This is a genomic window from Romboutsia sp. 1001285H_161024_C4, from assembly GCF_015550185.1.
Taxonomy (GTDB): domain Bacteria; phylum Bacillota; class Clostridia; order Peptostreptococcales; family Peptostreptococcaceae; genus Romboutsia_C; species Romboutsia_C hominis.
On the sequence record NZ_JADNAJ010000001.1, the window covers coordinates 320,706 to 333,617 of the forward strand.

Genomic DNA, 12,912 nt, shown 5'->3' on the forward strand with positions numbered 1-12,912 from the left:
CTATAGGAATCCTATAGTATTTTTATTTTTACATATTATTGTAAAATTTATAAAAACCTACGTCACTAATTTTAGTAGGATTTATATCCTTTCTAAAAGCATTTATAAACCACATAACATCATTTTTTCTTATAGATTTAAACAATATTAAAAATATAAAATAAAACAAAATAACTAACAATACTTGTGGTATAATTAGAGTCTTTATATTTGTAACATCAAAAATATATTTTACTATAGTAGCAGATAAAGTAACGGATATGGCTGGTTTTAAAATCCAATCACCTATAAGAAAATCAAGTTTTGTAACTTTTAATAGTTTATTTATACTTAAAGTTGCATTTAGTAAAGTACCAACAAATAATACTAATATAAAACCTTCAATACCCTTTTTAGGGATTACAAAAAATATTAATGCAATTCTAACACTCATATCTATAAGGTTATATTTTAATGTACTAACTTGTTGGTCAAGAGCATTTAAACTACCATCAACAACTCTATCTAGATACATAAAAGGTATCAAAGGAGCAAGAATTCTCATCATATCTCCAACTTTAGCGCTATTATATATAGTAATGCCCATTTCTTTAGAGTATATAATAAAAAGTCCTGATGCAAACACTGCTATCATAAGTGTAAATTTAAAAACTCTAGATATTATACTATTTACTCGATTAGTTTGATTAAGTGCTTTAGCTTCGGCTATTTCAGGTATTATTAGCGTAGAAAATGAAGCTAAAAATATAGATGGAAAGCAGAGAATAGGAAGTACCATACCCTTAATCATACCAAATATAGATAAAGAAGCAGAAGTAGTAGAACCAAATTGTCTAAGAGCATTTGGTATTAAAATATCTTCTAAAGTCCTAAGGCCTGTTTGTATATAAGCGCTACAAGCAATAGGAAAAGCTATTTTGGAAATAGTCAATAAACTACAATTAGAACTAGTACTATCAATGCGCCTAAATCCGGATTTTTTTTCAAATAAATATAGAATGTAAGAATAAACAGCTGCTAGTATATTAGCCACAGTCATAGCTATAGCTACTAAAATACAAGTATAATCAAGACCTTTAGGCAAATATAAACCTAAAAAAGTTATTATTATTATCATTGATGAAGATACTTCAAGAATATCTGAAGTTATACTTTTTACAATTTTTCTCATTCCATAGAAATATCCATGAAGACAAGAGCAAATACCGATAAAAGGTAAACTTAAAGCTAATATTTTTAGAGGGAATATAGTTCTTTCATCTCCGATAAATTTTATAGCTATAAACTCTGAACTATTGTAAATTATAAATGTAGTTAAAGAACTAAAGAAAAGACTATATACAAAGGCTCTATTCATAATTTTTTTTATATTAGCTCTGTTATTTTTTCCAAGTTCTTCAGCTATAAGCCTAGTGGTAGTTACTCTAATACCAGATATGGCAAAAGTAGAAGTCATTATATGAATACTCATTATAAGTTGATATAACCCCATACCTTCAGCACCAATTTCATTAGAAATATACACTCGAAATCCAGTATTTATAAACCCCAGTGTAACGGTGGTAAACGTTAAAATAAACGCATTTATTAAAAGTTTTCTTCTTTTAACTATGTTCATAAAATTTATCTCCTCATTAAGTTAATATATAGTCTATAAAAATAATTATATTAATATAGACATGTATATATATATGAAAAATTAATAGTAAATATTATCTATTAATAAAATTAAAAAAAAAGCAAAAATTAATAGTAAATATAAAAGGTGATAAGGAGAATAGATATGAGAATAAGGCTAGGATATGTTGCTATAGCACTTAATTTACCAAAAGTAACTTCGTCAAGTACTCTTACATTTAAAAGATATTCTAGTATGAATAGTGATGAAGAAAGATTGAACAAATTAAAAAAAGTAACATATTCAAATATAATTGATTTAGAGAAAATATTAAAATATAATATAAAAAACAATATACACTTTTATAGAATAACTTCAAATCTTATACCATTAGCAACTCATCCAGAAGTTATGTGGGACTATAGAAAGTATTTTAAAAAAGATTTTGAATATATAGGTAAGATCATAAATGATAATAACTTAAGAATTGATATTCATCCAGACCAATTTAATGTAATAAATACTGATAGAGAAAGTGTATTTTTAAATACATCTAAGAATTTAACTATGCAAGCTAATTTTTTAGAAGATATAAATTGTAAGGATGCTAAGATGGTTATTCATATTGGTGGAGCAAAGGGAGGAAAAGAAAAAGCTATAGAAAGATTTATAGAAAATTTTAATAAACTTCCAGTTATAGTTAAAAATAAGTTAATCTTAGAAAATGACGATAAAATATTTACTGTAAAAGATGTTTTGTATATATGTAAAATACTGAATTTACCTATGGTTTTAGACATACATCATCATAATTGTAACAATAATGGCGAAAATATAGATAGATTGTTAAATGATATATTTAATACGTGGAAAAATGAAAAATTGCAACCTAAGATACATTTTTCTACGCCTAGAGAATTTGAAAATGATAGAAGACATTCTGATTATATAGATGCTAAAGAATTCTTAAAGTTTATATATTTAATAAAAGATAATGTAAATAAGGATGTAGATGTAATGATAGAGGCTAAGAAAAAAGATTTAGCACTACAAAGATTAGTGAGTGATATAAAAAATCTAGACAAGCTTATAGTATTTGAAGACGAGAGTACTATTATACTATAATGTAAGATTATTTTCTTAATATAAAAATAGTATTTTAAATATAGGAAAATCACTATTATATAAAAAAGACATCTTAAATTTAAGATGTCTTTTATATAAAACGACTAACTAAAAAGTTAGCTATAGATTCATATGGTATTTTTTCAGTTTTTAATAAACCTTGTACAACTAAACCATCTATTATAGATACTAGTAAAAAAGAAAGGGCTTCTGCATCTTTTTTATTAGTTTTTATAAGTTCTGATTTAATAGTATTTCTCCATTCAATATATTTAAGTTTTATTTCTTCTCTTAAATTATCATTACTAGTTATAGCCTCACAAAGTATATACATGTGAATTCTGCCTCTTCCTTCAATAGTTGATATTTTATCCATTATAAGATTTATCATTTGCTCGTTAGAAGCATCAGAATCTATATTACATACGCAATCAAGAGCAGCATTTGTAATAGCCATTAAATGCATGTTGGCTATATCTGATATTAAATCATCTTTAGAAGAATAATGATAATACAAAGTTCCTTTACTTATATCAACAGCTTTTGCTATATCTGCTAGACTTGTATTTTTAATACCATTTTTAATCATCAAATCTGTTGCAGTAAGCAAAATATTTTCTTTCATATTATTTGGTTTCATGTGATATCCCTTTCAAATACTACTATTATAACAAGTAAATTATAATATCATAAAATTTTATTGTCAATAAATCATATAATTGAGAAGATCTCAATAATATATTTTAACTATTGACTTTTATATATAGTAAATATACAATGAAAATATAAATCAGTCAACCGACCGACTGATTTATATTTCTAATATTATGGTGAATTTAAAAATAATAAAGTGAGGAAAGATCTATGAAAAGGGTAAAAATAATAACAGATAGCTCATGTGATTTAAATAAAGATACAATAGAAAAATATGATATAGGCATAGTAAAACTTAATGTTTCTTTTGGAGAAGATGTTTATGAAGATGGAGATATAGAAAAAAGTGAATTTTATAAAAGGATGGACAATTCTAATGAACTTCCAAAAACTTCTTGTCCATCTCCTGAAAAGTTTGTAAAGCATTATGACTGCAAGGAAGAGGAAATTTTAGTACTTACATTAACATCTAAATTATCAGCTACATACTCAACAGCATTGCTTGCTAAAAATATGTTTTTAGAAGAAAATAACAAAAAGATTGAAATAATAGATACATTAAATGGCTCAATTGGTCAAGGATTATTAGTTGTTAAAGCATGTGAATTAGCAGAGGAAGGGAAATCTCTTGAGGAAATAGTTAGTGAAATTGAAAAATTAAAAAATGAAGTTATATTTTTTGGAGCACTAGATACTCTAGAAAATGCTATAAAGGGAGGAAGAGTAAATCCTTTAGCTGGAAAAATAATAAATGTGCTTAATTTTAAGGTGATAATACAGGTAATAGATGGTGTAGTTAAACCAGTAGATAAAGCAAGAGGAGATAATAATTGTATAAAAAAAGTAATAGATAGTGTAAGTAAATATATAAATGATGATAAAAAATCATTAGCAATAGCACATTCAAATTGTATAGAAAAAGCAGAAAAAATAAAAGAGATAATGAAAGATAAATATGATTTTAAAAATATAACTATAAGTGAAGTTGGATCAGTTATGGGAACATATACTTCAAAAGGTGCAATACTTATAAGCATATTATAGTAGCTCAAAAATATAAATAGTATTAAATAAATTAAAGGACTTACTCATATGAGTAAGTTCTTTTTTGTTTTATACTCCTATAAAATTGTAAAAATACTATTTTTAGGGGGGGAGCATATGGAAACTTTAGATATTAAGATAAATAAAATGAAACAATATATAAATACTAAAGATATAAGTGCTATAAACAAACTAAAACTTAGTGTGATTAAAGATAATAATAAATACAATTTAAATGAAGATGATTTTAAATATATTGATGAGTATAATTACTATGTTAAATTTTTAAGAAATTTAAAAAGGTATATAAAATCAAATGATAAAAAAAATATAATAATTAAAGAATATAAAGATAATTTAGATAGACTAATGTATATTATTATTAGTATAGATATAAATACTATATCTGTAGGTATACCTGTGAATATACAAACATTAAGTGGCAGTAAAAATAAGGCATATATGGAATGTGTATACTATCAATACAAAGAAAGATCTAGTTTATACATAAATAATTTTAGAGCTATTAAATCAAAAAAAGGATATGGTAGAAAGATACTTATTAATTTAAAAGATATAATTAGAGATATTAATAAGGTACTTAAAGAGAATAATCTAAAGGAAATAAAAATTATAGAAGGTCTATTAGTAGCAGATGAGAATATTATAAGTGAAAAGGATTTAAGAAATTTATATAAAAAATATGGATTTATTATAGACAATCAAAATAATATATCTATTAGCCTATAGAAAGATTGCTTACAAATAAAGTTTTTTATAGGTTATAATATTATTTATACGAACTTAAGTGGAGGCTGAAATGATTAATAAAACAGACTTTTTAAATAGTTACAATATAAGTGAAGATTTTTTAATTGAAAATAATATAAATTGGAATGATCTAGTAGATATATATGAGGATTTTAAAAATTATAGAAAAAGTTATGAAACGCAAGCTGAATTAATAGCAAATATATTAAGGGCACATAAAAAAGTACACTCAGTTAAAACTAGGGTTAAAGATGAAGAGCACTTATTAGAAAAAGTAATAAGAAAAACACCAGACAGAAGAAAAAAGTATGGAGAAGATTTTAATTTTACTGTATCAAACTATAAACAAGAAATAACAGATTTATTAGGAATAAGAGTTATACATATATTTAAGGAAGATTGGAAAGAAATACATGATTTTATAAGCCTTATGTGGCGTGTTAATGAAATAGTAGCAAATGTTAGAGAAGGGGATAATACTAAGCAATTTGAAGAATTGGGTATAGAAGTGTGTTCAAGAATATCAGGGTATAGGTCAGTACATTATCTTATAGAATCTTACCCTACGACGCAAAAAGTTATATCTGAGATACAAGTTAGAACTATATTTGAAGAAGGATATGGAGAAATAGATCATCAACTTAGATATTCATTAAGCGAAATACCAGAGTTATTAGAACAAAATTTAATGTTATTAAATAGAATAGCAGGAAGTTCTGATGAAATGGCGTCTCTTATAAATATGTTAAGTAAAAGTTTTGATGAAATGGACATAAGAAAATCTAGACTAGATATAAAAAAAGAGAAATTGTTAGCACTAAAAAAGAAAATAGAAGTTAATAAAGAAATAAGTGACACTAAGAAATTAGAGCTTATAAGAGATATAGATGAAATTTTAATATAATAAAAGATACAAGTTTTAACTTGTATCTTTTTATTTAAATATATCAGATAGTTCAATGCTAGCACCATCTAAGTTAGAAGGTATTTCTAAATCATCACAAGTAGTTAATGTAGAATTTATAGGTAATGATACTATAAAAGAGGATCCTTCACCTAATTTTGAGTTAACACTTATAGTACCTTGGTGAAGTTTTACAAATGATTTAACAATAGAAAGTCCTATTCCACTTCCTTCATTTTGTCGGGTAAATACACTATCTATTTGAGTAAACTTTTCAAATATTTTATTTAAGTTAGCTTCATCTATACCAACACCATTATCTTGAACTATAAAATTAAAATTATTTTCATCTGAAATTATTGTTGCAAATATATCTTCTCCTTCACTTGAAAATTTGATAGCATTTGAAAGAAGGTTTAGTACTATCCTTTCAATTTTTTCAGGATCAACACACATGTTAAGTTCTTCTACATTAGTGTCAAATATTATATTTAGTTTCTTAGATTTAGCATAAGGAATTACAGATAAAACAGTATTTTCTATAAATGATATTATATCGATATTTTTAAGTTTTAAGTTATAAAACCCACAGTCAAACTTAGCTACGTCGATAACATTATTTATAAGTCTAATGAGTCTATTTGAATTTTGAGAAATAATATTTAAGTTGCTAAGTATTTTATCATCATTATGTAAAGTTTCTTTAGATAATAATATACTTAAAAGTTGATTAGCTGATGAAATAACAGTAACTGGTGTCCTAAGTTCATGACTTATATTAGCTATAAAATTACTTTTTGCAATATTAGCATCCTCAGCAATCTTTTTAGATTTATTTAATTCCTCTTTATGTTTTGAAGTTTTATGGGCATGTATAAGTAAAGCAATTATTATACATACTAGTCCAATTAAAGTCAAAGTAACAGGAAAAATAAGTTCCTTATGTTTTTCAAAAAATGGAATGGGTTTATTTATTATTATTGAGTTTTTTGGAAGCTTATTTTTTGGTATATTATATTTAACTAAATTATCATAATTAAAACACCATACATTAGCCTCATCACTGGTTATAAGTTGTTTTGTATTTACTTTATCATCTAATATCGATTTAAGTAATTTACTTGCAAGAGTAGATTGTTCATAATGACTTACTACTTTCCCACCAACCATATTATCATAAAGATTATAGTTTAAGGTTGTAAACATAGGTGCATCTATATACTTAGAGATTGTTTCAACTGATTCATATATATATAAGTCTTTAGGTGAGTTAATTATATATGGATGTAGATACAAAACAACATCTTTATTTTTATCTATATTAGATAGCTTAGATAAAAAGGATTCATCAATTTTATCGGGTATTACAATATTTTTATAATTAAAATTTTTGTATTTAGATTTAAAGCTATAAAATTCATCAATCTCTTTTTTATACTTACTTTCATCACCACTTATTAAGATTAAGTTTTTATTTTCATTAAATAAATTATGTATTAGATTTAAATTTTCTGATATAGATGGATTTTCTATAACACCCCCATTTATATTACTCTCCATTGCCCTTTTTATATTATCTTCATCTGAAATACCAAGAAATACCACAGCAGTATTTTTAAATAACTCTAAATTATTTAGTGCAAAATCTAAAGCAGCATCGTCCCCGAGAATAATGCCATCATATTTTCTATAATTTTTAGTTTTAAATTTTATTAAATTATAGAAATTTTTTCTGAATTCTTCATCATTAAATTTTTTTATATCCATATATTCTATTTGAACTTCGTAGTTACTATCGATAGAATCACAGATACCATTTAATTGGTCATCAAATGTTATAAAACTTGGAGAGTATGAACTGATGAATAATACATTTTTTGTTGAAATTGCATTTGTATTTGTGGTATTTAGACAAAATAAAACTATTAATGTAGGTAATATTAAATACCTAAAATTATTTTTAACTTTATTCAACATTTTTATACACCCTTTTGAAAAAAATTGTAATTATATAGAAATTATAGCAGAAAAAAGTATAAATACCTACATCAAAAATAGAAAGATATTTTATAACACATATATAAATAATTGAAATAATATAAAATTATATATCTAATAAATATATTTGATAAAAAAGGAAAATAGGGTGCAAAAGTTAAATTCTTAAAAGTATGTTGTAATTTTAAGAAAAAGTTTGATACAAAAAATTTTTATATTATAAAATAGATATTTAGGTGGAGGGGCTATGCAAAATAATATATATAAAGAAGTTATAGAAAAAATAATAGAAAGCATAGATGAAGGTATACATTTTATAGATAAAAATGGAAAAACATTAATATATAATAATGCTATGGCAAAATTAGAACATATGAATAAAGAAGATGTATTAAATAAATCTTTCAAAGACGTATTAAAAAATATGGAAATAAAAAATAGTACGCTACTTAAGGTTATTAGAAATAAAAAAGAGATAAAAGATAATGTACAAAAATACTTAAACAAAGATGGAAAAGAAATAACTACTATAAATACGACAATACCAGTTAAAATTAATGGGGAGCTAATTGGCGCATTAGAAGTTTCAAAAGATATGACTCAAATTCAAACATTATCAGAACAGATTATAAAATTAAATGATATTAAGGAAAATAATAGAAAAAATAAGACAAAAGAAGGATATAATTTTAGCGATATAATAGGTGAAAGTGAATGTATAAAAAAAGCAATTAACATATCAAAAAAAGCAACTAAAAGTGATGCAACAGTATTTATATATGGGGAAACAGGAACAGGAAAAGAACTTATAAGTCAATCTATACACTATGAAAGTAAAAGAAGAGACAAACCATTTATAGCACAAAATTGTGCGGCACTTCCCGAAAGCTTATTAGAAGGAATACTATTTGGAACTGTAAAAGGAGGATTCACAGGTGCAATAGATAGGCCAGGTTTATTTGAACAAGCTAATAAGGGTACAATACTTTTAGATGAAATAAATTCTATGCCACTTCAACTTCAAGCAAAGCTACTTAGGGTGCTTCAAGAAGGATATGTAAGAAGAGTTGGAGGAACAAAGGATATACCAGTTGACGTAAGGGTAATAGCTACAACTAATGAAAATCCTGTAGATATATTAAATGAAGGAAAACTTAGGAAAGATTTATATTACAGATTAAATGTAATTTATATAGAAATACCACCTCTTAGAGAAAGAGGTGAAGACATTATATTGCTTGCAAATAAATTTATAAAAAAATATAATTATAAATTAAATAAAAACTTAATTGGTATATCTGAAAAGGGAGCTAAGGTACTTAAAAATCACTTTTGGCAAGGAAATGTAAGAGAATTAGAAAATACTATATACTCTAGTATGAGCCTTATGGAAAATGAAGATGTTTTAGATGAAGATATGATAAATATAAATGAATATAAAACCAATTTATCAGAAAATACATATATAATAGATATAGGCTCAAAGCCTTTAGATTGGATAATAGGAGATATAGAAGAACGATATATACATGAAGCTTTAGAAAAATCGGGAGAAAATGTAACAAAAGCAGCTGCTATACTTGGAATAACAAGGCAAAACCTTCAGTATAAAATGAAAAAATATAATATAAGAATTAATAGATAGTATAAGAGCAAAAAATTTTGCAGTACATGCAAAATTTAATGCTCTTTTTTTTTATTTTCAAACCTATTGATATATATCATTTGTATAAGGTATCAACAGTTTTATGATTAATATAAAATTCTTGCATGTAAAAAAGGAAAGATACCCTATGTATAAAAAATTACGAGGGGAAAAATAGATAAATTTTTAAAAAATAGGAAAAATTAAAAAATTGGCATTACTCTTGCTTTATATATAAAGCATAAAAAATAAATATAAGGGGGAAGTATATATGAGAAATATAAAAGTTGGAATATGGGGATTTGGAGCAATGGGAAGTGGAATGGCAAAAATGTTACTTAAAAAAAATGGAGTAGATATAGTTGCAGTTTGTGATATGCATCCAGAAAGAGTAAATAAAAGTGTATATGATGTACTAGGGTGTGAAAGAGGAGAAAGGCCAGAAGTTATAATAAAGCCTGATTATAAAGAAGCTTTCACTGATGAATGTGCAGATGTTGTGTTACTTGCAACTGACTCATTCACTAAAGGAGCATTTGATAAGATAAAATACATATTAGAAAGAAAAATAAACGTTATATCAACAGCAGAAGAAATGTCTTATCCAAAAGCACAAGAACCAGAATTAGCTGAAGAATTAAATAGGATAGCTAAAGAAAATGGAGTAAGTGTACTTGGTACAGGAATAAACCCAGGATTTGTACTTGATTTACTAATACTTGCTTTAACTGGAACTTGCGAAGAAGTAGAGTATATAAAGGCTGCTAGAGTAAATGACTTATCTCCATTTGGTAAAGCAGTTATGATAGAACAGGGGGTTGGAGTTACAAAAGATGAATTTGAAAATGGAGTTAAAGATGGATCAATAGCAGGTCATGTAGGTTTTCCTGAATCTATAAACATGATAACACATGGTATAGGATGGAATTTAGAAAAAGTAGAGGAAACTAGAGAACCAATAATGAGTAGTGTATATAGAAAGAGCGAGTACGCTGAGGTAGAAGCAGGAAATGTTGCAGGTTGTAGACAATGTGGATATGGATATGTTGATGGAAAAGTTAAAATAGAAATGGAACATCCACAACAAATATTACCTCACTTAGAAGGGCAATCAACAGGAGATTATGTAACTATAAAAGGTACTCCAAATATAAATTTACAAATAACTCCAGAGATACCAGGAGGGATAGGTACTATAGCAATGTGTGTAAATTCTATACCACATGTTATAAATGCAATACCAGGACTTAGAACAATGCTTGATATACCTGTTCCAAGAGCAATAATGGGCGATATGAGAGAATTAGTTAATTTAAAAGAAACTGTTAAGGCTTAAATATAAATTTATAAATAAAGAATATAACAAACCAATACTAGTAAATTAATTTTACTAGTATTGGAAAAAAAGGAGAGTAGATTTATGGATGCTAAGCGTGGAAATTGGGTAATAATTCACAACATAGTATTAGAATCTAGCCAAAGGGCGCCACAAGTTCCAGATGATACAAAATTACATCCTCTTGAAATGTGGGTTAAAGGATTTATAGAAGAAGATGCTAATATTGGGGAACTAGTCAATATAAAAACTATAACAGGAAGAAATGTAAGTGGAAAATTACTAAAAGTAGAACCATATTATGAACATGATTATGGAAAGTGTATACCAGAATTACTTCAAATAGGTTTACAGGCAAGAAATATACTATTTGGAGGTGAAGAAAATGAAAGATAATAGTTATAGTGCTGTAATGAGTAGAAAAAATGAAATAATGAAAAATGCAATAGGGATAGACTATACAAAGTTTGAAAACGAAGGAATATCCTTTGATTATGAAAAAATGATGAAAGAAACAGGATATTCTTTAAGCGAAATAGAAAAAATCCAAGGAAATTTCGCAGTAGGAAATACTCCATTAATAGAGCTTAAAAATATAACTAAACTTGCTAGAAAAGTATCGCCAAAGGGAAAAGGTGCAAAGATATTTGTAAAAGATGAAGCATGTAATGCATCTGGAAGTTTTAAAGCAAGACGTGCAGCAACAGCAGTATATCATGCTAAAAAGATGGGATATAAGGGAGTAATTGCAGCAACTAGTGGAAATTATGGAGCAGCAGTTGCATCTCAAGCAGCTATGCAAGGCCTTAAATGTATAATAGTTCAGGAGTGTTATGACAGTAATGGAATAGGTCAGCCTGAAATAATAGAAAAAGCAAGAAAATGTGAAGCCTATGGTGCAGAAGTTGTTCAATTAACTGTAGGACCTGAGTTATTTTATACATTTTTAACATTATTAGAAGAAACAGGATATTTTAATGCATCACTTTATTCTCCATTTGGGATAGCTGGTGTTGAGACATTAGGATATGAAATAGCTATGCAGTGTAGAGAAAAATTAGGAAAAGATCCAGATGTAGTAGTATGCACTAATGCAGGGGGAGGAAATTTAACGGGAACAGCTAGAGGACTAAAAAAAGCTGGGGCTACAGATGTTAAAGTAGTAGGTGCAAGCGTCAACCTAAAAGGACTTCATATGGCTAGTGATACTCAATTTAATAAAAAATCATTTACTACAGGGCACACTGGGTTTGGAATACCATTTTGTACTTGGCCAGACCGTTCAGATGTACCAAGATCAGCTGCAAGACCACTAAGATATATGGATAGATACTTAACAGTAAGTCAAGGGGAAGTATTTTATATGACAGAACTACTAGCACAACTTGAAGGTATAGAGAGAGGTCCAGCTGGAAATACATCTTTGGCAGTAGCATTTAGTTTAGCTAGAGAACTAGATGAAGACCAAATAATAGTAGTTCAAGAAACAGAGTATACAGGAGCTGGAAAACATATAAATCCACAACTTACATTTGCGCGTGAAAATGGGATAGAAATTAAGTTCGGAAATCCACAAGATGAAGTTTGTGGAGAAAATTTAATATTACCATCACATCCAAGTATGATAAAAGCAGTTGATTTAGACATGAATAAGATAAAAAAATCTTATATAAAAAATGCAATAAAAAATAATAATGTAAGTAAGTTAAATAATGAAGATATAGAATTTTTAGCTAAAGATTGTAAGTGCGATATAGAGTTTGTAAAAAATGTTGCTAATGAAATACTAGTTAAAGGGAAATAGCCTTACATACTAA

The 12,912-nt window shown here is 26.4% G+C and carries 11 protein-coding genes; 8 read left to right on the top strand and 3 right to left on the bottom strand.

Going from position 1 to position 12,912, the window contains the following annotated elements:
- Nucleotides 1-28: 28 nt before the first annotated feature.
- On the bottom strand, nt 29-1,618 hold the full coding sequence (locus I1959_RS01670) for an oligosaccharide flippase family protein (RefSeq protein WP_195236916.1): 1,590 nt from the start codon (nt 1,616-1,618) through the stop codon (nt 29-31).
- Nucleotides 1,619-1,783: 165 nt separating this feature from the next.
- On the opposite strand from I1959_RS01670, the gene uvsE reads away from it, so the two are divergent.
- The gene (gene uvsE, locus I1959_RS01675) at nt 1,784-2,743 is read left to right on the top strand and encodes a UV DNA damage repair endonuclease UvsE (RefSeq protein ID WP_195236917.1); all 960 of its coding nucleotides are present in this window, start codon (nt 1,784-1,786) and stop codon (nt 2,741-2,743) included.
- A gap of 91 nt (nt 2,744-2,834) precedes the next feature.
- On the opposite strand, the gene I1959_RS01680 is transcribed toward uvsE, so the two are convergent.
- Entirely contained in the window at nt 2,835-3,368 is a 534-nt protein-coding gene (locus I1959_RS01680; protein ID WP_243239964.1) for a TetR/AcrR family transcriptional regulator, read from the bottom strand.
- 239 nt (nt 3,369-3,607) lie between these two features.
- Between I1959_RS01680 and I1959_RS01685 the strand changes: the two genes are divergently transcribed.
- From I1959_RS01685 to I1959_RS01695, 3 genes are all read left to right on the top strand, one after another.
- Entirely contained in the window at nt 3,608-4,441 is an 834-nt protein-coding gene (locus tag I1959_RS01685; RefSeq protein WP_195236919.1) for a DegV family protein, read from the top strand.
- A gap of 117 nt (nt 4,442-4,558) precedes the next feature.
- The gene (locus tag I1959_RS01690; RefSeq protein WP_092926759.1) at nt 4,559-5,191 is read left to right on the top strand and encodes a hypothetical protein; all 633 of its coding nucleotides are present in this window, start codon (nt 4,559-4,561) and stop codon (nt 5,189-5,191) included.
- Nucleotides 5,192-5,261: 70 nt separating this feature from the next.
- A complete protein-coding gene (locus tag I1959_RS01695; RefSeq protein ID WP_207733503.1) occupies nt 5,262-6,116 on the top strand; it encodes a RelA/SpoT domain-containing protein in 855 nt (284 codons plus the stop codon).
- Nucleotides 6,117-6,146: 30 nt separating this feature from the next.
- Here the strand turns inward: I1959_RS01695 and I1959_RS01700 are convergent, their stop codons facing one another.
- Entirely contained in the window at nt 6,147-8,093 is a 1,947-nt protein-coding gene (locus tag I1959_RS01700) for a sensor histidine kinase (protein ID WP_195236920.1), read from the bottom strand.
- Between the two features lie 268 nt (nt 8,094-8,361).
- Between I1959_RS01700 and I1959_RS01705 the strand changes: the two genes are divergently transcribed.
- The 4 genes from I1959_RS01705 (at nt 8,362) to ortB (ending at nt 12,899) form a co-directional block, all read left to right on the top strand.
- Nucleotides 8,362-9,759, top strand: coding sequence for a sigma-54 interaction domain-containing protein (locus I1959_RS01705; RefSeq protein ID WP_166505049.1), 1,398 nt, complete (start codon nt 8,362-8,364; stop codon nt 9,757-9,759).
- 271 nt (nt 9,760-10,030) lie between these two features.
- A complete protein-coding gene (gene ord / locus I1959_RS01710) occupies nt 10,031-11,095 on the top strand; it encodes a 2,4-diaminopentanoate dehydrogenase (protein ID WP_092926751.1) in 1,065 nt (354 codons plus the stop codon).
- A gap of 84 nt (nt 11,096-11,179) precedes the next feature.
- The gene (gene ortA, locus I1959_RS01715; protein ID WP_092926749.1) at nt 11,180-11,491 is read left to right on the top strand and encodes a 2-amino-4-oxopentanoate thiolase subunit OrtA; all 312 of its coding nucleotides are present in this window, start codon (nt 11,180-11,182) and stop codon (nt 11,489-11,491) included.
- A complete protein-coding gene (gene ortB, locus I1959_RS01720) occupies nt 11,481-12,899 on the top strand; it encodes a 2-amino-4-oxopentanoate thiolase subunit OrtB (RefSeq protein WP_166505050.1) in 1,419 nt (472 codons plus the stop codon). Before ortA ends, ortB begins: the two co-directional genes overlap by 11 nt.
- The last annotated feature ends 13 nt before the right edge of the window (nt 12,900-12,912 follow it).

Excerpts from the sequence above, each read along its gene's own strand:
- ortA (WP_092926749.1), top strand. The coding sequence starts at position 11,180 with ATGGATGCTAAGCGTGGAAATTGGGTAATAATTCACAACATAGTATTA.
- I1959_RS01690 (WP_092926759.1), top strand. The coding sequence starts at position 4,559 with ATGGAAACTTTAGATATTAAGATAAATAAAATGAAACAATATATAAAT.
- ortB (WP_166505050.1), top strand. The coding sequence starts at position 11,481 with ATGAAAGATAATAGTTATAGTGCTGTAATGAGTAGAAAAAATGAAATA.
- I1959_RS01700 (WP_195236920.1), bottom strand. The coding sequence starts at position 8,093 with ATGTTGAATAAAGTTAAAAATAATTTTAGGTATTTAATATTACCTACA.
- uvsE (WP_195236917.1), top strand. The coding sequence starts at position 1,784 with ATGAGAATAAGGCTAGGATATGTTGCTATAGCACTTAATTTACCAAAA.
- I1959_RS01670 (WP_195236916.1), bottom strand. The coding sequence starts at position 1,618 with ATGAACATAGTTAAAAGAAGAAAACTTTTAATAAATGCGTTTATTTTA.
- I1959_RS01685 (WP_195236919.1), top strand. The coding sequence starts at position 3,608 with ATGAAAAGGGTAAAAATAATAACAGATAGCTCATGTGATTTAAATAAA.
- I1959_RS01680 (WP_243239964.1), bottom strand. The coding sequence starts at position 3,368 with ATGAAAGAAAATATTTTGCTTACTGCAACAGATTTGATGATTAAAAAT.
- I1959_RS01695 (WP_207733503.1), top strand. The coding sequence starts at position 5,262 with ATGATTAATAAAACAGACTTTTTAAATAGTTACAATATAAGTGAAGAT.
- I1959_RS01705 (WP_166505049.1), top strand. The coding sequence starts at position 8,362 with ATGCAAAATAATATATATAAAGAAGTTATAGAAAAAATAATAGAAAGC.
- ord (WP_092926751.1), top strand. The coding sequence starts at position 10,031 with ATGAGAAATATAAAAGTTGGAATATGGGGATTTGGAGCAATGGGAAGT.